The following is a 20,281-nucleotide window of genomic DNA, read 5'->3' as shown; positions in this document are numbered from 1 at the left end:
GGGGGGCTCGGGGGGGGGGGGGGCCGCCCCCTCCCCCGCGCCCGCCGCCGCGGCGGCCGCGCTTGTCTGCCTCTGCGCCGCGTCTGGGGCGCGCGCCCCCCCCCCCCCCCCCCCCCCCGCCCCGCCACCCGCCGCCGGCTGCGCGACCGCGACTGGGTCTGGGGCTACGCGATGATCGCGCCGCTCGTGCTGGGTCTCGGCGTGTTCTACCTGTGGCCGGTCGTGCAGTCGGTGTACTACAGCTTCACCGAGTGGACGCTGTTCGGCGACGCGACCTGGGTGGGCCTGCGCAACTACGAGCAGCTCCTCACCGACCCCGCCAACGCCAAGGCGCTGCGCAACACCTTCCTGTACGGCGGCCTGAGCCTGCTCGGCATCCCGCTGTCCATCGCGGTGGCGGCCCTGCTCGGCACCCGGGGGCTGAGGCTGGTGTCGCTCTACCGGACCCTGTACTTCCTGCCGGTGGTCACCATGCCGGCCGCCGTCGCGATGATCTGGACCTGGCTCTACAACGGCGACTACGGCCTGATCAACTACCTGCTGTCCCTCGTCGGGATCCACGGCACGTCCTGGATCGCCGAGCCGTCCACCGCCCTGTACGCGCTCGTCGCGGTGGGCATCTGGACGCAGATCGGCTACAACGCCGTCATCTTCATGGCGGGCCTGCAGTCGATCCCGGCCCACCTGTACGAGGCGGCCTCGATCGACGGGGCCGGCCGCGCCCGGCAGTTCTTCCGGATCACGCTGCCGCTGCTGTCGCCGAGCGTCTTCTTCGTCTCGGTGCTCAGCGTGATCAACGGCCTGCAGATGTTCGACCTCGTCTACCTCATGCTGCGCCGCGGCAACCCCGCCCGGGAGGACACGCAGACCGTGGTGTCGCTGTTCTTCTCGCGGGCCTTCGAGGAGGGCGCCAAGGGGTACGCGGCCGCCATGGCCGTGGTCCTCATGGCCATCACGCTGGTGCTGACCGTCATCCAGTTCCGCGTCCAGAAGAGGTGGGTGCACTATGCGTAACGGCCGCCTCTGGCCCGTCCACCTGGTGCTCGCGATCGGCGCGGCCGCGATGGTCATGCCGTTCTTCTGGCAGGTGCTCACCTCGCTGAAGACGTTCACCGAGGCGACCAGGACGCCGCCCGTCTGGATTCCCTCGTTCGAGTGGTCGAACTTCGCCAAGGTGCTGGACGAGACGCCGTTCCTCCAGCAGCTCGGCAACACCGTGGCGATGACCACCGGGCGGACGCTGGCGCAGCTGCTGTTCTGCTCGCTGGCCGCCTACGCCTTCGCCCGGCTGCGCTTCCCCGGCCGCGACGCCATCTTCGTCGTGCTGCTGTCGGTGCTCATGGTGCCGGGCCAGCTCTTCCTCATCCCGCAGTACCAGATCGTGCAGAGCCTCGGCTGGCTGAACACCCTGCCGGGCCTGATAGCGCCCGGCATGTTCAGCGCGTTCGGGACGTTCATGATGCGGCAGTTCTTCATGACCCTGCCCGCCGAGGTGGAGGAGGCGGCCCGGCTGGACGGCGCCCACCCCCTGCGCATCTTCTGGAGCGTGATGCTGCCGCTGGCCAGGCCCGGACTGCTCGCGCTCGGCGTGCTGACCGTGCTGTGGTCGTGGAACGACCTCATGTGGCCGCTCATCGTCAACACCGACCCGGAGAGCATGCCGCTCTCGGCGGGCCTGTCGGCGCTCCAGGGCGAGCACATGACCGACTACCCGGTCCTCATGGCGGGGTCGTTGATGGCCAGCGCGCCGATCATCGTACTGTTCGTCATCATGCAGAAGCAGCTCATCCAGGGCATCGCGTTCACCGGCTCCAAGTAGCGTGCCCGTACCCCGAGAAAGGACCCCTGTGGAAGACCTGCGGATCGGAGTCATCGGCCTCGGCCTGCGCTCCAGCCTCGCCCTGGCGGCGCACCGGCCCGGCGCGGGCTCGGCGGTGACCGCGCTCTGCGACACCGACCCCGCCGTGCTCAAGCACCAGGCCGGGGTGTTCGGGGCCACGTACGTGACCGAGGACCACCGTGCGCTGCTCGACCGCGACGACCTCGACGCCGTGATCGTGATGACGCCCGACGACACCCACGAGCGCATCACGATCGACTGCCTGGAGGCCGGCAAGGCCGTCTATGTGGAGAAGCCACTCGCGATCACCGTGGAGAGCTGCGACGCCATCCTGCGCGCCGCCCACCGCACCGGCACGCGCCTGTACGTCGGCCACAACATGCGGCACATGGGCGTCGTACGGCAGATGCGCGACATCATCCGGCGCGGCGACATCGGCGAGCCGAAGACCGTGTGGGTGCGCCACTTCGTCTCCTACGGCGGCGACTACTACTTCAAGGACTGGCACGCCGACCGCACCCGCACCACGGGCCTGCTGCTGCAGAAGGCCGCCCACGACCTCGACGTCATCCACTGGCTGGCCGGCGGCTACACCAGCCGGGTCAGCGCGTTCGGCGACCTCATGGTGTACGGCGACCTGCCGCGCCGCGAGCCGGGCACGCCGCGGCCGGAGGGGTGGCTGCGCGAGTACGACTGGCCGCCGACCGCCCGCCGCGACCTGCACCACGTCGTGGACGTCGAGGACGTGTCCGTGATGAACATGCGCCTCGACAACGGCGTCATCGCCGCCTACCAGCAGTGCCACTTCACCCCCGACTACGTGCGCAACTACACGGTCATCGGCACGGAGGGCCGGCTGGAGAACTTCGGCGACGGCCCCGGCGACACGGTGAAGGTGTGGAACACCGGCCCCACCGGCTACCGCGCCGACGCGGACATCGCCTACCGGGTGCCCGACGCCCAGGGCTCCCACGGGGGCGCGGACGCGGACATCGTCACCGAGTTCCTGCGCTTCGTGCGGGAGGGCGGGGTCACGGACACCTCGCCGGTGGCGGCCCGGATGAGCGTCGCCGCGGGCTACCAGGCCACGATGTCGCTGCGCGACGGCGGCACGCCGTACGACGTCCCGCCGCTGGACCCGGAGCTGGTCGCCTACTTCGACGGCGGCCAGACTCGCGCGAGCTGATCGGGTGGTGGGCCGGACGGACACGTGCGCATTGGTTGGGGTCCCAGTAGTGGAAGTGCCGTTCTAATCATGCAACACTGTTGCAGGATTAGTACATGGTCGGTCGAGGCAGGCACCGGTGCAATGAGATCAACGCGGCGCTGAAGAGCATTCGCAAGCTCGCGTCATTGACGGTGGTCGAGAGCCATAACGGTCATCGCTGGGGGCGGGTCCATTGTGTCTGTGGCGTCAAGCCGTACGCCATCTGGTCCACGCCCCGCAATTCGGGAGATCATGCGAGGAGCATCCTTGCCTGGGCCGGCGACCATGCGCAATGCGTGAAGGATGAGGAGAGTTCATGACCACGTGGAGCTTCCGAGTCACGCTCAATCGGGCGCCGACCGATGAGGAAGCGGACAGCCTGTACGAGGCAGGACTCGACGACTGCGCCGTCGCGGGAGGGCCGGACGGAACTTCTCTCCTCATGTGCGACCGTGAGGCGGCCAGCCTTCTGGAGGCCATCATGTCGGTGGTCGCCGAGATCCGCACCGTCGACGGCCTGTGGGCCGTCGGCGTCGGCGAGGAGGACGCGGTGACGTTGGGCGACGCGGCGCGACGGCACGGCAACCGGACACAGGCCAGCCTGCGTCAGCTCGTCGGCGGTCAGCGGGGTCCCGGCGGGTTCCCGCCCCCGCTCATCGAGTCCGAGAACATCACCCTCTACTCCTGGGCGGAGGTCTCCGAGTGGCTCCGGACCGCGATGGGGGACGACATCCCCGAGGTGAACCGCGACATCGCGCTCGCCGACGCGGCGGTCAAGCTGGCGTGCCGGGCCAGGGCGACGCACCGGGAGGACCAGGTGCGCCGCCTTCTGGAAGTGGCCTGACCAGGGGCCCTCAGGGCTCCTGGTGGTTGCGCTGCGGCTCCGGGGTGCGGTCGAGGTCCGGGAACGGGGCCGGGGCCGGGGCCGACTGGGTGAGCTGACGCGGCCCGTTCGGGCTCTCCGCCTCCTGGGCGTCCGCGACCGCCTCGGCCGCCGCCTCCGCGGCCTTGGCGACCTCCTCGTCCATCTCCGCGCTCGGCGGCAGCTCCTCGCGCGTGGCCGCGGACTTGGGCAGGGCCTCGGTGAACGCCTTGGACACGCCCTGGAGCGCCGAGGTCACCTCGCTCGGGATGACCCAGAACGTGTTGCCCGAGCCCTGGGCGAGCTGCGGCAGCACCTGGAGGTACTGGTAGGCCAGCAGCTTCGGGTCGGGGTCGTTGCGGTGGACGGCCTGGAAGACCTGGTCGATGGCCCGCGACTGGCCCTCGGCCTCCAGGATGGCGGCCGTCCGCTGACCCTCGGCGCGCAGGATGCGGCTCTGCTTGTCGCCCTCGGCCGTCAGGATCTGCGACTGCCGCTGGCCCTCGGCGTTGAGGATGGCGGCCCGCTTGTCCCGCTCGGCCCGCATCTGCTTCTCCATCGCGTCCTTGATGGTCTTGGGCGGGTCGATCGCCTTGATCTCGACGCGGTTGACGCGGATGCCCCACTTGCCGGTGGCCTCGTCCAGGACGCCCCGGAGCTGGCTGTTGATCGTGTCACGCGAGGTCAGGGTCTTCTCCAGGTCCATGGAGCCGACCACGTTGCGCAGCGTGGTGACGGTGAGCTGCTCGACCGCCTGGATGTAGTTGGCGATCTCGTAGGCGGCTGCCCGCGGGTCGGTGACCTGGAAGTACAGCACGGTGTCGATCTCGACGACCAGGTTGTCCTCGGTGATCACGGGCTGCGGGCGGAACGACACGACCTGCTCACGCAGGTCGATCATGGAGTAGACCCGGTCGATGTACGGGATGACGAAGTTCAGGCCCGGCTTGAGGGTTCGGTGGTAGCGGCCCAGCCGCTCGACGTTGCGCGCCCGGGCCTGCGGGATGATGCGCACGGCCTTGAGCACGGTGAACACGGCGAAGAGTATGACGAACAACCCGACCAGCAACAGCGGATCCATGCTCACTCCCTGGGATATACGAGGGCGGTGGCCCCTTCGATCTCGATGATGTCGACGGTCGCCCCTTCCGGGATCACCAGGGTCTCGTCGTAGGCGCGGGCCGACCATTCCTCCCCGCCGACGCGGATCCTGCCGTCGCGTCCGGTCACCGGGGTGACCGCGTAGGCGGGCTTGCCCACGAGCGCCTCCACACCGAACCGCTGCAACGGCGGCTGGCGGATGTGGCGCATGGCCACGGGCCGGACGACGAACAGTCCCGCGGTCGAGGACAGGGCGAAGACCAGCAGTTGGAGCGGCACCGGCAGGCCGACCGCGGCCCCGGCCGCCGTCAGCAGCGCGGAAACTCCCAGGAGTCCCAGCGCCGCGGTGAGGGTGAAGATCTCCGCGACCCCGAGGACCACCGCGAGGATCACCCAGACGATCCATTCGTCCATGCTCCGGCCCTCCTGTAAGGACAACGGGCCAGGGACCGCCACCGGTTCCCCTTTTTCCTACGGTATCGCCGATTCAGCGCTGCGACAGTGGTGTGGCGGCGGGACCGTAGACGGCGCTGCCGAGCAGCCACTCCTCCCAGGACAGTTGCCAGAATCCCCAGCCGTTGTCCCATTCCAGCTCGCGGTCGGTGCCGGTGATCGTCACGGGGTCGCCGCGCAGGGAGCCGGCGTAGAACCAGGCGGCCTGGTCGGGCCGGGCGTTGATGCAGCCGTGGCTGACGTTGGCGCGCCCCTGGGCCCAGACGTTGTCCAGGGCGTGGACGTACTCGCCGCTGTCGGAGATGCGGACGGCGTGGTCGATCAGCTTGTCGTAGTAGCCGGGCTCGCCCTTGTCGCGGCCGGGGGAGATCATGCGGACCGGGTCGCCCTTGTCCATGGTGAGGTGGACGCCGCTGGTGGTGGTGTACTCGCGGGTGGTGCCCATGCCGGCGCTGATCGCCATGTGCCGCACGATCTCGCCGTCGCGCCGGACCACCATCTGGTGGGTGCGGGCGTCGACGGCGCTGGACTGGTCGCGGCCCACGGTGAACATGAAGGTGCGGTCCGCCGTGCCGTACACGCCGGGCGCGGCGCGCACCCCGGCCAGGTGGGCGGTGACGGTGACCCGTTGCCGGGGCGCCCAGTACGTACGGGTGCGGTAGACGGCCCGGGTGTCACTCATCCAGCGCCACGCCCCTTCGACCGGGACCTCCGAGGTGACCTGGAGCGCCCGCTCGACGGCGGCCTTGTCGCTGACCGGCGTGTCGAAGGTGAGGACGATCGGCATGCCGACGCCGACGGTCTCGCCGGGCAGCGGCACGGCCGAGGCCACCCCGAAGGCGTGGCCGGGCACGCGGGTGCGGAACCGGCCCCTGACGACGGCCGGCGGGCCGCCCGGGCCGGCGGCCCGGGCCGTGACGGTGTACTCGGCGCCAGGCTTGAGCGCCCAGTCGGAGCGCCAGACCGTGCCGGACGCGTCGAGCCGCCCCGGCACCGGCATGCCGCCGGCGTGCGCGCGTACCTCGCCCAGCCTGCCGCCGCGCGCCCGCACGACGAGCCCGCGGTCGGTGCGGGCCCGCTTGGTGTCGAAAGCCGGCTGCACGCGTACGGCGGGCGCCACCGGCGCCGGGTCTCCGGCGCTCCCCGAGCCGCAGCCCGCGCTGAGCGAGGCGGCGAGACAGAGGGTGGCGAGAAAGACGACCGCGGCGCGCCGCATCTGACTCCTGCTTTCCGGGAAGGGAGGTCCCAGGTTAGCGGGGAGTCACGAGGAGAGCACGTCGAGTGACCTATCGGATGGTTCCCGACACCTCGCCCAAAGTGATGCCTCCGGCCGTGGCGCGCAGGGTCACGGTGTCGCCGTCCTCCAGGAACGTCCGGATCTCGCCGCCGGCCAGCTTGATCGGATCATTCCCGTTCCAGGTGAGCTCGATGAGGGAGCCGCGCTCCTCGCGCCGCGGCCCCGAGATGGTGCCGCTGGCGAACAGGTCGCCGACGCGCAGCGACGCGCCGTTGGAGGTGAGGTGGGCGAGCATCTGGTCCGGCGTCCAGTACATCGACGCGTACGGCGGGCGGGACACGACCTCCCCGTTGATCGACACCTCGACGCCGACGTCGAGCCCCCAGTCGGCCCGCCGGCGAAGGTACTCCAGCGGCTCGGGCTCCTGCGCCGGGCCGGGGACGCGGGGCAGCGCGTCCAGCGGGGTGATCCACGGCGAGATCGAGGTGGCGAACGACTTGCCGAGGAACGGCCCGAGCGGCACGTACTCCCACGCCTGGATGTCGCGGGCGCTCCAGTCGTTGAGCAGCGTCACGCCGAAGACGTGGTCCTCGAACGCGCCGGCCGGCGCCCCCATCTCGGACGGCGTGCCGATCACGAACCCCAGCTCCGCCTCGATGTCGAGCTTGGCGCACGGGCCGAACACGCCGGCCTTGAGCTGGCCGTGCGGCCGGGTGATCGGGGTCCCCGAGACGACCACCGTGCCCGAGCGGCCGTGGTAGCCGACCGGCAGGTGGCGCCAGTTGGGCAGCAGCGGCTCGGCGTCGGGGCGGAAGATCCGGCCGATGTTGGAGGCGTGGTCCAGGGAGCAGTAGAAGTCGACGTAGTCGGCCACCTCGACCGGCATGTGCAGCCGTACCTGCTCCAGCGGGATCAGGTGGGCCTCGGTGACGGCCATGTCGGTGGTCAGCTTCTCCTGGACGAGTGCCCGGGTGGCCTGCCAGGCGCCGCGCCCGCGTGCCATGAAGGGGTTGAGCGAGGGCGCCGCGAACACCTCGTCGTGCAGCGCGGCGGCCAGGTCGAGCACCCGGTCGCCGTAGCGCACGCCCACCCGGGGCGCCTGGCCCGGCCGGGAGAACACCCCGTAGGGCAGGTTGTCCACTCCCCAGCTCACACGTCCTCCTCGCTCCGTCATCGGCCGGCCGGCGGTCGGTCGCCGGTCATTCGGGGATCAGGCCCAGCTCGCGCAGGTCGCCCAGCGGGGCGGCGGTGTTGCACGATCCGTAGCTCACGAGCAGCTCGCGGGCGTGCTTGGCCGTCTCCGGGTCCACCTGGCGGGCCAGCGCCACCAGCCGCGTGGCGTCGGTGGTGCGCAGGGCGGGCACGGGATCGCGCCGCTCGACGGCCTCGCAGACGGCCAGCACCAGGTTGAGGAACCCGTGCCGGTCGGTCCCCAGCGAGGGGTCGAAGTGGCGTACGGCGTGGTGCAGCCCGGCCGTGGCCTTGAACGGGATCTCCTGCTCCACGCACGACCGGATGAACACGGCGAGGTGCTCCACCGGCGGGAACGCGTCGGAGGTCGCTCCGCCGCAGCGCACCTTGAGCCCGACGCCCTCCGGCACGTCGGTGCCGACCCGGTGCGCCGGCACTTCGACGAACAGCCGCACGCCGCGCGGCAGCCGGCCGGCCACGCCGAGGGCCGTCGCCGCCACGGAGGCGTCGGGGGGCATCGGCACCTCGACGATGTCGACCGGCAGGTCCTCGAACGGCGGGATCTCCGGCGTGTCCACGATCAGGCCGATGCGCCGCGGGACGAACTCCTCGCGGCGCAGCGCGTCGAGCCGGCTGGCGGGGCACAGGAAGCGGTGGGTCAGCACCTGGCCGCCGTGCTCCTGGTCGCGGCGGTGGCGGGCCAGCGCGTCGGACATGTGCAGGGACGTCGGCGGGAACAGCCCCGCGTCGTCGACCAGGGCGGTGAACAGGACGGCGGTGCTCATCTGGCCCACGTCCAAGCGTATCCGGGATCCTCGCACGACAATGCTCCCTGCCCGAGGTCGAGCGGCCGGAACGTGTCGACCATGACGGCCGTCTCGCTGGTGGTCGTGACGCCGCGCGCCACGGCGTCGATGACCGCCTCGACCGCGCCGGGCTGCGGCCCGTGGGTGAAGCCGGCCGGGTGCAGCGACACGGAGCCGACGTCGATGCCGGAGCCCTTGCGCGCGGAGTAGTCGCCGCCGACGTAGAACATGAACTCGTCGGAGTCGACATTGTGGTGGTTGTACGGGATCGGCACCGACTCGGGGTGGAAGTCCAGCGGGCGCGGGCAGAACGAGCAGACCACGAACCCCGGCCCCTCGAACGTCTGGTGGACGGGCGGCGGGGCGTGCGTCCTCTTCACGACCGGCTCGAAGTCGCGGATGTTGAACGCGTACGGGTAGAGGCAGCCGTCCCAGCCGACGACGTCGAACGGGTGGTCGCGGTAGACCAGCCGGGTGAGGCCGCCCCGGGTGCGGACCAGCACCGGCACCTCCTCGCCGTCCACGAGCAGCGGCTCGGCCGGGGCGCGCAGGTCGCGCTCGCTGTAGGGCGCGTGCTCCAGGAACTGGCCGTACTGCGACAGGTAGCGCCGGGGCGGCCGGATGTGGCCGGCGGCCTCGATCACCAGCGCGTTGACCTGCCCGTCGGGCACCCAGCGGTGGATGGTGCCGGTCGGCACGACCACGTAGTCGCCCTCACCGGCCTCGATGACGCCGTACGTGGACTCGAACCGGACCCGGCCCCGCTGGACGTACACGCACTCGTCGCCCATCGAGTCGCGGTACAGCTCGCTGGGCCGGTCGGTGGTGGCGTACGACAACCGGACGTCGCCGTTGCCGGCCAGCAGGACGCGGCCGGTGACCAGGTCCCCGGCGGTGGCGAGGTCCTGGGTGCGGAAGTGCCGCGGGGAGAGGGGCAGGTTGGGCTCCAGGCGCGTGCCGGTGCCCTGCGTGACGGCCTCGGCCTTGACGATGGCCGTCGGGAGGTGACGGTGGTAGAGCAGTGAGGAGTCGGAGGAGAAGCCTTCCTCGCCCATCAGCTCCTCGGCGTACAGCCCGCCGTCGGGCTTCCTGAACTGCACGTGGCGCTTGCGGGGCACCTCGCCCACGACGCGGTAGTACGGCATCCGGCCTCCCCAAGCAGCGTCCGACGACCGTCCGTTTATCGGACGTAAGCGTCCTCTATATGCAATTACCGTCGTCCATCGCCCTGGAGATGTCAACCCAGGGCGCCGGCCAGCTCCGCGGCGGCCTCGACCACCCGCGCTCCCGCCGACTCGTCCAGCGGCCCGAACGTCACCACCCCCACCGACGCCTCCAGCCACGGCAGCCCGGTGACCGGGGCGGCGATGCCCCGGGCCCCCTCCTGCAACTGCCCCTCCGTCACCAGATAGTCCGACCGGCCCTCGCGCAGTCCCAGGATCGCCCGCCCCGCCGCGCCTTTGGTGAGCGGATGGCGCGAGCCCTCCCGGTAGGCGACGTGCATGTGCGTCCACGACGGCTCCACCACGGCCACGGCCAGCCCGTCGTCGCCCTCGGCCACGGTCAGGTGCGCGGTCGCGCCCACCGTCTCGGCCAGCCGCCGCAGCGCGGGCAGCGCCGCCGCCCGCAGCAGCGGCTGCACGGCCTGGGCCAGCACCAGCACCCCGAACCCGAGGTGCGCCCGCCCCTCGGTGTCGCGCCGCACGAAGCCCTCGCGCGACAGCGTGGTGAGCAGCCGGTAGACGACGGGACGGCTGAGCTGCAGCTCGTGGCTCAGCTCGGTGGGGGTGCGCCCGCCCTTGCCGTCGGCGAGCAGCCTCAGCAGGCGGAGCCCGCGCTCCAGCGTCTGGGCGGATTCAGCGACCATGGTCCGATTATCGCCACCGCCCGTGCGCGGGGATCGCCGGTAGGGCGGGCCGGTAGGGCGGGCCCCACCCCGGATTCGGGGGGCGGCGGGCCTGATCGGGACGGGTGATCGGCGCAGACTTCAGGAAAGACCTAGGAGGATCCCATGAGTCGCGTGTCCACCCTCACCCCGCCGCCCGCGCCCCGGGGCGGCCTGCCGGACGAGGTTCCGCCCGTCGTGCTCGCGGCGATGTCGCTGTGGCTGTTCGCCGTCGCGGCCGGAGCCTTCGAGGCCCTGCTCATGGTCACCGTGGAGCTGTCGTCCGGGACGGCGTTCGGTGAGCTGCTGCCGCAGATCGTCTTCCGGCTGGCGGTGTTCGGGGCGGCCGTGTTCCTCGCCCTGCGGCTGCGGCACAGGCGCAACTGGGCGCGGCTCACGCTCGCCGTCGGCCTCGGGATCTTCGGAACGCTGTCCCTCGTGGTCGAGCCGGCGCGGTGGCTGCTGGCCGGCGGCTCGATCGGCGACGCGGTCGCCGCCGCCGCCCCGATGGACCTGGTCTTCGCGGGCAGCCGGATCCTGCACCTGCTGGCCGTGCTGGGGGCTGTGACGCTCATGTTCCAGCCGCGGGCCAACGCCTTCTTCCTCGGGCGGTCAGCCTGAGACGCCCTCGGAGGCCGGAGCCGGGGCCGGGGCCGGGGCGCGCAGGTTGCGCACCCCGGGCGACAGCAACGCGGCCAGCGTCGAGAGCACGACCATCGCGCCGCAGGCGAGCAGCGCCTCCCGGGTGCCGATCAGGTGCGCCACCGGCCCGGCCAGCATCAGCCCGAGCGGCCCGAACATCAGCGACCCGAGCGCGTCGTACGAGCTGACCCGCGACAGCGCGTCCGCCGGGACCTCCCGCTGCATGGTGGTCTGCCACAGCACGCCGAAGACGTCGAAGCACACCCCCAGCGCGAACGACCCGGCCACGATCGCCCAGACCGGCGCCCCGAACCCCAGCAGCAGGTACGGCGCCGCGGTCGGCAGGCAGAGCAGCGTGGCGAGCAGGATCGGGCGGGACGGCCGCATCCGCAGCGACACCAGCACCCCGGCGATCGTGCCGACCGCCTCGCCCGTCAGGAACGCCGACCAGACCAGCGGCCCGCCCAGGCTCTCCTTGGCCAGCAGCGGCCCCAGCACGCCGTGGCCCGCCTGGATGGCCATCACCATGATCGAGAACTGTGCGACGACCACCCAGATCCACTGCCGGGAGCTGAACTCGCGCCAGCCGTCGCGCAGGTCGGCCAGCATCGAGTGACGCGGCCCGGCCGGCCGCTCGCCGGGTGCCAGCCGCAGCGCCGCCACCAGCACGCCGGCCACCGCGAACATCACGCCGCTCACCGACAGCGCCCATCCGCCGCCGAAGAGCACCACGGTGCCGCCGCTGAGCACGGCCCCGGCCACGCGCGAGGTGTTGGCGCCCAGCCCGAGCAGGGCGTTGCCGGTCTGCAGCCGGTCGGCGGGCACCACCTCCGGGATGATGCCGGTCAGCGCGGGGAACAGCATGGCCATCGCCAGGCCGCTGATCGCGGCGGCCGTGGCCATCGCGGGCAGCGGCGTCCATCCGGTGAACATCATCGCGGCCAGGGCGAAGAAGGCCAGCGCGTTGGTGAGCTCGCCGGCCGTCATGACCAGGTGCCGGGGGAAGCGGTCCGCGATGACGCCGCCGACCAGCATGAAGAGCACCATCGGCAGCGACTCGGCGGTCAGGACCACCGAGAGCGTGGTCGCGTCGGCGCCGGGCAGGCCGAGGATGCCGAAGGCGAGGGCCACGGGGGCGAACGTGCTGCCCAGCACCGAGATGGTCCGCGCCGCCAGCAGCAGCGTGAACCGCCGCTCGCGGAGCAGGCCGAGGTCTCCGAGATGTCCGCGCACCTGATCCCCCTTGCTTCGCGGAAAACGGGGCTCATTCTTCCGGGACGCCGGTGGAGTTGTCTTCTGGTTATCCGGCAGGTGAAGAAACGGGTCAGAAAAGCGGTCAAGACCCCCTGATCTCATTGAACGTCACTGATCATCCAGATATCGTGCCTAATGCCCGACGATCACCCCTCACGTAAGGCGCCTCGATGCGACCTCGACTGCGGCAGCTCTTCGTCATAGGACTCGCCCTCTCCCTGCTCGGCATCGGCGTCCCCGCGTGGTCGGAGGACGATCCCCGCAGCTGCAACGACCTGATGGCCGGCGACACCCCCGCCTACGTCGTGTGCCGGTGGATGGCCACCCCCGACGAGGCGCTGGACATCGCCAGGTTCTGGCTGGCCAACGACGGCGAGAACCTGGAGGCGGCAGCACCGCTCGACTCCATCGGGGTCGACTGCGGCGACGCGGGCAACGTGTGCGACCCGACCCCGCCCGACGGCGTGGGCGACGGGCAGGCGCACGACGGGGGCGACCCGGACGTCGAGGGCGCCGAGGACGGCGGCACGCCGGAGTGCAAGGCGGGCGAGGAGTGCTCCGTCCCGCCGGCGGGCCTGTCGGCCGAGCAGATCTCCCAGGCCGAGGAGAGCACCACCGGCAAGGCCGTGAAGAGCGCCGTCGCGGCGGGCCTGCGGGTGTGGGTGGACGCCGAGCTGGCCGACGACTGGAAGGCCGGCAAGCTCGCCGAGGGCGCCAAGCAGGTCGCCGCGCTGGCCGCGCAGCCGGGCGTCGTGGGTGTCCGGTTCACCCGGCAGCTCGGGGACGGGCAGCTGTTCCAGAGCGCCGACGAGATGGACACGTTCGTCAACGAGGCGTCGGCCGAGCTGCGCAAGCTCGCCCCGGGCCGCAAGCTGGCCGCGCACACGATGGTGCCGCTGTTCGGCTGCGGCGCCGACGAGGCCTGCAAGACCGCGATCACCCAGAAGTACCCGCTCCTCGACCCCGAGCGGATCGGCGCCTGGCTGGCCAAGGGCAAGATCGACCAGCTCGCCCTCGACAGCGGTCACCTGGCCACTGAGTACACCACCTGGAAGATCGACGCCGCCACGGCGCAGCGCAACCAGTGGATCCAGGTCCGGGCCCGGGCGTGGGACGCGTACGCGCAGATCTCCGTCGAGGACGCGGCGCTCGCCGCGCCCGGCGCGCCCCAGCTCACCGGGGAGCAGGCCACCAAGGCCATCACCGAGCACGTGGCGAGCCCGCTGCAGGACGACGCCGCCGAGACCGTCACGCTGTGGAGCCGCTACGAGAACGGCCAGGGGCAGGTCAGCCGCGCGTACGGCGAGAAGTGGGCGGCCAACACCACCTGGGACCAGCTCAAGAAGCTGACCTCGGTCCGTCCCCGCCTGGCCACGGTCTACGACCCGGCCAAGCCGGAGGTGGACGCCGCGACCGACCTGAAGGCCCTGTCCGAGGTCTTCGGCCAGGTCTACCTCTACGCCGCCTGACCTCGGGGCCCGGGCGGCCCCGGGCTCAGTCCTTGAGGAAGGCGCCGAACTCGTTCAGATCGATCAGCCCGTCGCCGTCCTGGTCGAGCCGGGCCACCCCGGCCTGGGCCCGCTCCAGGCTGATCGGCTGCCCCAGGGCCTCCATCAGCCGGACCAGCTCCTCGGCCGAGATGCGGCCGTCCTTGTCGACGTCGATCAGGTCGAAGGTGATCGCGTGGTCGCTCATCGTGCCCTCCTGGGGGATCGTGTGGGTCAGACCTTAGTGGCGATCTCCGCTTCCCCGGGAGGCGTCCGGCATTCCGGGCGATCCTGTGGGTAGCGGCGGTCCATGCGATTGACGTACACCTCGGATCTGTGGTGGAAGAACGCCGTCGTCTACTGCCTGGACGTGGAGACGTACAAGGACGGCAACGGCGACGGCATCGGCGACTTCCGCGGCCTCACGCAGCAGATCGACTACCTCGCGGGACTGGGGGTGACGTGTCTGTGGCTCATGCCGTTCTACCCCACCCCCAACAAGGACGACGGCTACGACATCACCGACTTCTACGCCATCGACCCCCGGCTCGGCACGCTCGGCGACTTCGTGGAGTTCATGCGGACCGCCCATGACCGGGGGCTGCGGGTCATCGCGGACCTGGTCGTCAACCACACCTCCGACCAGCACCCGTGGTTCAAGGAGGCGCGTAAGAGCAAGGACTCGCCGCGCCGCGACTGGTACGTCTGGTCCGACAAGAAGGAGCCGGACGACCCCGGCCAGGTGGTCTTCCCCGACAAGGAGAACAGCATCTGGCAGTACGACAGGGGGTCGGGCCAGTACTACCTGCACAGCTTCTACCGGCACCAGCCCGACCTCAACGTGGCCAACCCCGAGGTCCGCGACGAGATCGCCCGCATCCTGGGCTTCTGGATGGAGCTCGGGCTGTCGGGCTTCCGGGTGGACGCGGTGCCGTTCCTCATCGAGAACGTCGAGCCCAAGCTCGCCGACCCGCACGACTTCCTGGCGGACCTGCGGGCCTTCATGACCCGCCGTCAGGGCGACTCGGTGCTGCTCGGCGAGGTCAACGTCCCCTACGAGGAGCTCATGGGCTACTTCGGCAAAGGACTCGGCGACCAGGTCACCATGTGCTTCGACTTCATCGGCATGCAGCGCGCCTGGCTGTCACTGGCCAGGGGCGAGGCCGAGCCGCTGGCCTCGGCGCTCAAGGAGCGGCCCCGGCCGCCCAAGGACTGCCAGTGGGCGACGTTCCTGCGCAACCACGACGAGCTGACCCTGGACAAGCTCACCGACGAGGAGCGCCAGGAGATCTTCCAGGCGTTCGGCCCCGAGGAGGACATGCAGATCTTCGGCCGTGGCCTGCGCCGCCGGCTTCCGCCCATGCTGGGCGGCGACCTGCGGCGGATCAAGATGGCCTACAGCCTGCTCTTCTCGCTGCCGGGCACACCGGTGCTGTTCTACGGAGAGGAGATCGGCATGGGGGAGAACCTCGCCGCCGAGGGTCGCATGGCGGTCCGCACCCCCATGCAGTGGTCGAGCGAGGGTGGCTTCAGCATGCACGAGCCCGTACGGAAGATGCCGGACGGAGCCTTCGGGCCCGAGCGGGTCAACGTGGCCGACCAGAAGCGCCAGCAGGACTCGCTGCTGCGCTGGATCCAACTCCTCATCGAGCGCTACCGCGAGTGCCCGGAGCTGGCGTGGGGCACCCACACGGTGATCGACTCGGGCAGCCCGCAGGTGCTGGCGCACCGCTGCGACGCCGACGGCGCGTCGGTGGTCGTCCTGCACAACCTGGGCAGGACGACCGAGGAGGTGGAGCTGAAGCTGGACGGCCTGGCGAACTACCAGCTCACCGACCTGCTGGTGGACGGCACGACCGAGGTCTCGGACAAGGGGGCGGTACGTCTGCCGCTCGGCCCGCACGGGTGCCGGTGGCTGCGCGCCTCGCCTCCCGAGGTCGCCCCTGAGGACGCCTCGGTGAAGTCGGACAGCTCCTTCACCCATCCGCGCCGCTCCTGACGCGGCGCCGCCGCTGGTGGACCTTCACAGAGTCGCTGGTGGACCTTCACAGATAGGACGGGCCGCTCACGCGGTGACGGAAGGTCCACCAGACCCACGCCTGCGAGGCCACGAGGAACGGCATCACCGCGAGGACGACCGGCGTGAGCAGCGACGCCGTGGGCCCGGCCACGAGCGGCAGCCGCAGCCCGGCCAGCACCCCGATCACGACGAGCGCGGCGGCGGTCAGCGCGTACGTGCGCGCCTCACCGGAGCCGCCCGACAGCACGGCCGCGCGCCGCCGCAGCTCGCCGCGCAGCCGCAGCGTGGCGAAGGCCAGCCCGTGCGTGCCGAACAGCGCGGCCACCACCAGCGCCGGCAGCACCGCGATGGGCCCGTGGATGCCGAGCAGCACGTCGCTCAGCAGCACCCCCCAGCTCAGCGCCAGCCCCCAGCTTCCCGCGACCACCGCCCCGTCCCAGAGGCCCTGCCAGCCGGGGCGGGTCAGCCGCCCGCGCAGCCAGAGCCCCATGTCGCGCACCACCCAGGACAGCACCAGGGCCACCACCAGTACGGGATCGCCGCTCAGCAGCTCGCCCTCCAGCCTGGGGAAGAGCCCCGCGAGCACGCCGGCGGTGGACACCAGCCACACCTCGTTGCCGAGGAAGAACGGGGCGATCGCGGCGATCACCTCGCGTCGCTCGCCGGCGCTCCGGCCCAGGTACGGCAGCACCATGCCGACGCCGATGTCGGCTCCGGCCAGCACGAGGTAGCCGAGCGCGAAGAAGGCCAGGATGAAGATCTCCATGAGGGGCTCCTCAAGCGGGGTCAGAAGGACAGGGCGGGGGCGGGCGACTCGATCGGCCGGTCGCCGAGCGTCACCGCGTCCGGTCCGCGCCGGGCGGTCCTGGCCAGCAGCCAGTAGTTGGTGGCGATCAGCACGGCGAACACGGTCACGAACGCGGTCAGCGAGATCCTCATCTGCGCCCCGGTGACCGGCGACATCGCCTCGGCCGTGGTCAGCAGGCCGTACACCGCCCATGGCTGGCGGCCCATCTCGCGGAACACCCAGCCGCCCAGCATGGCCGCGAACGGCACCGGGATCATCAGGGTCAGCAGCCAGTGCCACACCCGCAGGCCCCGCACCGCGGGCCGGAACAGCATGAGCAGCGCGCTCAGCCCGGAGAAGAAGAACATCACCGCGAACGCGATCAGCATCGTCATCGCCCCGGCCTGCACCCACCCGGCCGGGGGCAGGTAGTCGCCGGGGCCGTGCGCCGCCGCCATCTCGGCCTGCGCGGCGGCCAGCCGGCCGGCGTCACCCGTCCACGCGGCGGCCTTGGTCGGCTGGAGCGTCTGGAAGCCGAGGCCGCCGAACGTCGCGGTGAACAGGGTCGCGGGCAGCGCCACGCCGATGCCGATCCGCAGCGACTTGCGGAAGAAGTCCTGCTCGGCGGTGCGCCGGCGCAGGTGGTAGGCGCTCACCCCGGCCATGAAGAAGCCGCCCGTGATCATGGCGCCGCCGAGCACGTGGAAGAACGCCACCCGGGCCGCCGGGTTGGCCACCATCGCCCCGAAGTCGGTCAGCCGCAGCACGCCGCCCGCCAGCTCGTAGCCGACGGGGTTCTGGAGGAAGCCGTTGGAGACGAGGATCCAGAACGCCGACGCGTACGCTGTGAGCGTCACGATCCAGATGGCCGCCAGGTGGGCCCACCGGTTCAGCTTGTCCCAGCCGAAGATCCACAGGCCGAGGAACGTGGATTCGAGGAAGAAGGCCACCAGCGTCTCGATCGCCAGTGAGGCGCCGAACGCGTTGCCCGCGAACTCCGTCAGCCCCTTCCACGCCATCCCGAGCTGGAACTCCATCACGAGGCCGGTGACGATGCCCATCGCGTAGTTGACGATGTAGAGCTGTCCCCAGAATCTGGTCATCCGCAGGTGGAGCGGGCTGCGGGTGAGCGTCGCCCAGGTCTGTACGACGGCCACCAGCGTCGCGAGGCCGAGCGTCAGCGCCACGAAGAGGAAGTGCGCCCCCGCGGTGAGGGCGAACTGCAGGCGGGCGAGTTCCACGGTGTCCATGGCGCACAGCCTGCGGTGACGGCTCGGGCCGCCGCGTCATGCGGGCGCGGGCACCTGGCGTACTCCTCCGGGTGTCCGGCGGCGCCGGCCGTACCACCCAGGGTGTACGGCCGGCCGGGGCGTCAGGCGCCTCAGGGGGTGAGCCAGCCGGGGGTGATCATGCCGGCCTCGTACGCGATGACCACGAGCTGGGCGCGGTCCCGCGCGGCGAGCTTGGTCATGATGCGGCTGACGTGGGTCTTGGCCGTGGCGGGGCTGAGCACGAGCCGGGCCGCGATCTCGTCGTTGGACAGCCCGGCCGCCACCAGCGACATGACCTCCCGCTCGCGCTCGGTCAGCGCGTTGAGCCGCGGCCCCGGCTCCGGGCGCTTGACCCGGCCGGCGAACTCGGCGATCAGCCGGCGCGTGATCGAGGGGGCGATCAGCGCGTCGCCGCGGGCCACGACCCGCACGGCGTGGATCAGCTCGGCCGGCTCGGTGTCCTTGACCAGGAAGCCGCTCGCGCCCGACCGCAGCGCCCCGTACACGTAGTCGTCCAGGTCGAACGTGGTCAGGATGACCACCTTGACGCCGTCGAGCCGGGGGTCGGTGACGATCCGGCGGGTCGCCTCCAAGCCGTCGAGCTGCGGCATGCGGATGTCCATGAGCACCACGTCGGGGCGGTGCCGCCTGGCCTGCTCCACCGCCTCCTCGCCGTTGGCGGCCTCGGCGACCACGTCCAGGTCGTCCTCGTCGCTCAGGATCGACCGGAACCCGGCGCGCACAAGGGTCTGGTCGTCGGCCAGGAGTACCCGGATCATCAGGCTCCGTTCAGGGGAAACGGGGTTTTCAGGGGGAGGTCCGCGACGACGCGGAAGCCGCCCTCGGGCCGGGGCCCCGCCTCCAGGGTGCCGCCCAGCGCCGTGGCGCGCTCGCGCATGCCCTGGACGCCGAAGCCGCTGCCCTCCGTGTACGTGGCCCCGGGGCCATCATCCTCCACCCGGATCACCAGATGTCCGGATTCGTTGGTGATGGCGAGTGTGGCCGCGTCGGTCCCGGAGTGGCGGGAGACGTTCGTCAGCGCCTCGCGGACGATGCGCGCCGCCGCCAGGTCGATCTCCGTCGGCACGCCGTCCAGCGGCCCCGACAGCTCGGTGCGCACCGACAGCCCCGTGGCGGCGACCAGGGCGTCCACGCGCGCCAGGCTGTCGGGCGGGGCCGTCGGCGCCTCCTCGTCCACCTGCCGCAGCACGCCCAGCGTGGTGCGCAGCTCGCGCAGCGTCTCCTTGCTCGTCTCCTTGATCGTGCGCAGCGCCGTCTCGGCCTCCTCGGGCCGCTTCTTCAGCCCGTGCAGCGCCGCCGCGGCCTGCACGTTGATCATGGAGATGTTGTGGCCGAGCACGTCGTGCAGCTCACGGGCGATGCGCAGCCGCTCCTCGCCGGCCCGCCGCCTGGCCTCCTCCTCCCTGCCGTGCTCGGCCTCCATCGCGCGCCGCTCGGCCTCCTCCAGGTAGGCGCGGCGGGTGCGGGTGACGCCGCCGAACGCGAGGCACGCCACCACCCAGCCCATGATGGAGATGAACACGCCGTCGCTGATGTGCCTGACGTCGCCGCTCTCGCCGTACCCGAGGGCCAGCAGCGAGGCGGCGCCCGTGGCGATGGCGGCCACCAGGTGACCCCGGTCGGCGGCCGTGTAGAGGACGACGAACATGAGGATCAGCAGCGGCCCGTCCAGCCGGGCGAACGGGTAGTAGGCGACGACCGCGGCGGTCACGACGACCAGCGCCGTCACGGGATGCCGCAGCCGCGCGAGCGTGGCGGCGCCGGCGAGGAGGGGGAGGACCAGGTCCAGGGCGTTCGGCCGGGGGCCCTGCTCGAACAGCGCGATGGCCAGTGTGGCGCCGAGCACGACGGCGACCACACCGAGCGACATGGCCGTCCCGGCCCGCGATCCGCGCATGACGCCCATTCTGTACCGCATCCCCGACCACTGCGTCGACCTCCACCACGACCGCGGCGACGTGCGGCGGCCTTCCGGCTGGGTAGATCAGGAGGATGAGCACTGATGAGGAGCTGCGGCAGGTCGAGGAGGACCTGGCGCGGCTGCGCGCGGAGAACAAGGACATCCGCCAGCAGATCGGCGAGCTGGGGGCGACCGATCCGATCGAGATCGGCACCATGATCGCCATGGCGGACGATCAGGAGCAGCTGATCGCCGATCTGGAGCGGCGGCGCGACGAGCTGCGCCGCCGCCTCGGGCAGAACTGACGTCTCCGCGGA

General features: G+C 71.5%; 21 protein-coding genes. 8 read left to right on the top strand and 13 right to left on the bottom strand.

The window, feature by feature from the left end:
- Positions 1 to 171: 171 nt before the first annotated feature.
- The 4 genes from ACIBG4_RS16640 (at position 172) to ACIBG4_RS16625 (ending at position 3,891) form a co-directional block, all read left to right on the top strand.
- A complete protein-coding gene (locus ACIBG4_RS16640; protein WP_355451177.1) occupies positions 172 to 1,014 on the top strand; it encodes a sugar ABC transporter permease in 843 nt (280 codons plus the stop codon).
- Positions 1,007 to 1,819: a carbohydrate ABC transporter permease gene (locus tag ACIBG4_RS16635; RefSeq protein ID WP_397202496.1), complete on the top strand. Its 813-nt coding sequence runs from the start codon at positions 1,007 to 1,009 to the stop codon at positions 1,817 to 1,819. Before ACIBG4_RS16640 ends, ACIBG4_RS16635 begins: the two co-directional genes overlap by 8 nt.
- Before the next feature lie 28 nt (positions 1,820 to 1,847).
- Positions 1,848 to 3,026, top strand: a complete 1,179-nt coding sequence (locus ACIBG4_RS16630) for a Gfo/Idh/MocA family oxidoreductase (protein WP_310715605.1) — start codon at positions 1,848 to 1,850, stop codon at positions 3,024 to 3,026.
- Between the two features lie 337 nt (positions 3,027 to 3,363).
- Positions 3,364 to 3,891 carry a hypothetical protein gene (locus tag ACIBG4_RS16625; RefSeq protein WP_397202495.1) on the top strand — a complete coding sequence of 176 codons (528 nt, stop codon included), beginning with the start codon at positions 3,364 to 3,366 and terminating at the stop codon, positions 3,889 to 3,891.
- 10 nt (positions 3,892 to 3,901) lie between these two features.
- Here ACIBG4_RS16625 and ACIBG4_RS16620 read toward each other — a convergent pair whose 3' ends face one another.
- From ACIBG4_RS16620 to ACIBG4_RS16590, 7 genes are all read right to left on the bottom strand, one after another.
- Complete coding sequence (locus tag ACIBG4_RS16620; RefSeq protein ID WP_397202494.1) at positions 3,902 to 4,990, bottom strand: SPFH domain-containing protein; 1,089 nt, start codon at positions 4,988 to 4,990, stop codon at positions 3,902 to 3,904.
- A gap of 2 nt (positions 4,991 to 4,992) precedes the next feature.
- The gene (locus tag ACIBG4_RS16615) at positions 4,993 to 5,424 is read right to left on the bottom strand and encodes an NfeD family protein (RefSeq protein ID WP_397202493.1); all 432 of its coding nucleotides are present in this window, start codon (positions 5,422 to 5,424) and stop codon (positions 4,993 to 4,995) included.
- A 73-nt stretch (positions 5,425 to 5,497) separates the two neighbouring features.
- Complete coding sequence (locus tag ACIBG4_RS16610) at positions 5,498 to 6,679, bottom strand: Ig-like domain-containing protein (protein ID WP_397202492.1); 1,182 nt, start codon at positions 6,677 to 6,679, stop codon at positions 5,498 to 5,500.
- Between the two features lie 70 nt (positions 6,680 to 6,749).
- Positions 6,750 to 7,853 (bottom strand): fumarylacetoacetase, encoded by a 1,104-nt coding sequence (gene fahA / locus ACIBG4_RS16605; RefSeq protein ID WP_397202491.1) that lies wholly within the window; start codon positions 7,851 to 7,853, stop codon positions 6,750 to 6,752.
- 46 nt (positions 7,854 to 7,899) lie between these two features.
- Entirely contained in the window at positions 7,900 to 8,676 is a 777-nt protein-coding gene (locus ACIBG4_RS16600) for a hypothetical protein (RefSeq protein ID WP_397202490.1), read from the bottom strand.
- Positions 8,673 to 9,842 (bottom strand): homogentisate 1,2-dioxygenase, encoded by a 1,170-nt coding sequence (locus ACIBG4_RS16595; protein WP_397202489.1) that lies wholly within the window; start codon positions 9,840 to 9,842, stop codon positions 8,673 to 8,675. The genes ACIBG4_RS16600 and ACIBG4_RS16595 overlap by 4 nt, the downstream gene beginning before the upstream one ends.
- Positions 9,843 to 9,934: 92 nt before the next feature.
- On the bottom strand, positions 9,935 to 10,564 hold the full coding sequence (locus ACIBG4_RS16590; RefSeq protein ID WP_397202488.1) for a helix-turn-helix domain-containing protein: 630 nt from the start codon (positions 10,562 to 10,564) through the stop codon (positions 9,935 to 9,937).
- A gap of 144 nt (positions 10,565 to 10,708) precedes the next feature.
- On the opposite strand from ACIBG4_RS16590, the gene ACIBG4_RS16585 reads away from it, so the two are divergent.
- The gene (locus ACIBG4_RS16585; protein WP_397202487.1) at positions 10,709 to 11,203 is read left to right on the top strand and encodes a hypothetical protein; all 495 of its coding nucleotides are present in this window, start codon (positions 10,709 to 10,711) and stop codon (positions 11,201 to 11,203) included.
- Here the strand turns inward: ACIBG4_RS16585 and ACIBG4_RS16580 are convergent.
- The gene (locus ACIBG4_RS16580; protein WP_397202486.1) at positions 11,195 to 12,457 is read right to left on the bottom strand and encodes an MFS transporter; all 1,263 of its coding nucleotides are present in this window, start codon (positions 12,455 to 12,457) and stop codon (positions 11,195 to 11,197) included. The genes ACIBG4_RS16585 and ACIBG4_RS16580 overlap by 9 nt on opposite strands.
- Positions 12,458 to 12,648: 191 nt before the next feature.
- On the opposite strand from ACIBG4_RS16580, the gene ACIBG4_RS16575 reads away from it, so the two are divergent.
- Positions 12,649 to 13,947 carry a hypothetical protein gene (locus tag ACIBG4_RS16575; RefSeq protein WP_397202485.1) on the top strand — a complete coding sequence of 433 codons (1,299 nt, stop codon included), beginning with the start codon at positions 12,649 to 12,651 and terminating at the stop codon, positions 13,945 to 13,947.
- 25 nt (positions 13,948 to 13,972) lie between these two features.
- Here the strand turns inward: ACIBG4_RS16575 and ACIBG4_RS16570 are convergent, their stop codons facing one another.
- The gene (locus tag ACIBG4_RS16570; RefSeq protein WP_310715583.1) at positions 13,973 to 14,173 is read right to left on the bottom strand and encodes an EF-hand domain-containing protein; all 201 of its coding nucleotides are present in this window, start codon (positions 14,171 to 14,173) and stop codon (positions 13,973 to 13,975) included.
- Between the two features lie 102 nt (positions 14,174 to 14,275).
- Between ACIBG4_RS16570 and ACIBG4_RS16565 the strand changes: the two genes are divergently transcribed.
- On the top strand, positions 14,276 to 15,964 hold the full coding sequence (locus ACIBG4_RS16565; protein WP_397202484.1) for an alpha-amylase family protein: 1,689 nt from the start codon (positions 14,276 to 14,278) through the stop codon (positions 15,962 to 15,964).
- Positions 15,965 to 16,010: 46 nt separating this feature from the next.
- Here ACIBG4_RS16565 and ACIBG4_RS16560 read toward each other — a convergent pair whose 3' ends face one another.
- From ACIBG4_RS16560 to ACIBG4_RS16545, 4 genes are all read right to left on the bottom strand, one after another.
- Positions 16,011 to 16,751: a cytochrome d ubiquinol oxidase subunit II gene (locus ACIBG4_RS16560; RefSeq protein ID WP_397202483.1), complete on the bottom strand. Its 741-nt coding sequence runs from the start codon at positions 16,749 to 16,751 to the stop codon at positions 16,011 to 16,013.
- Between the two features lie 20 nt (positions 16,752 to 16,771).
- The gene (locus ACIBG4_RS16555; protein WP_397202482.1) at positions 16,772 to 18,022 is read right to left on the bottom strand and encodes a cytochrome ubiquinol oxidase subunit I; all 1,251 of its coding nucleotides are present in this window, start codon (positions 18,020 to 18,022) and stop codon (positions 16,772 to 16,774) included.
- Positions 18,023 to 18,153: 131 nt separating this feature from the next.
- Positions 18,154 to 18,822: a response regulator transcription factor gene (locus ACIBG4_RS16550; RefSeq protein WP_310715576.1), complete on the bottom strand. Its 669-nt coding sequence runs from the start codon at positions 18,820 to 18,822 to the stop codon at positions 18,154 to 18,156.
- On the bottom strand, positions 18,822 to 19,961 hold the full coding sequence (locus tag ACIBG4_RS16545; protein ID WP_397202481.1) for a sensor histidine kinase: 1,140 nt from the start codon (positions 19,959 to 19,961) through the stop codon (positions 18,822 to 18,824). The genes ACIBG4_RS16550 and ACIBG4_RS16545 overlap by 1 nt, the downstream gene beginning before the upstream one ends.
- Before the next feature lie 95 nt (positions 19,962 to 20,056).
- On the opposite strand from ACIBG4_RS16545, the gene ACIBG4_RS16540 reads away from it, so the two are divergent.
- Entirely contained in the window at positions 20,057 to 20,269 is a 213-nt protein-coding gene (locus tag ACIBG4_RS16540; RefSeq protein ID WP_310715573.1) for a hypothetical protein, read from the top strand.
- The last annotated feature ends 12 nt before the right edge of the window (positions 20,270 to 20,281 follow it).

The organism is Nonomuraea sp. NPDC050383 (genome assembly GCF_044459125.1).
In the GTDB taxonomy this organism is placed as follows: domain Bacteria; phylum Actinomycetota; class Actinomycetes; order Streptosporangiales; family Streptosporangiaceae; genus Nonomuraea.
Note: the sequence above shows the minus strand (reverse complement) of the source record. Positions and strands in the feature narration are given on the sequence as shown.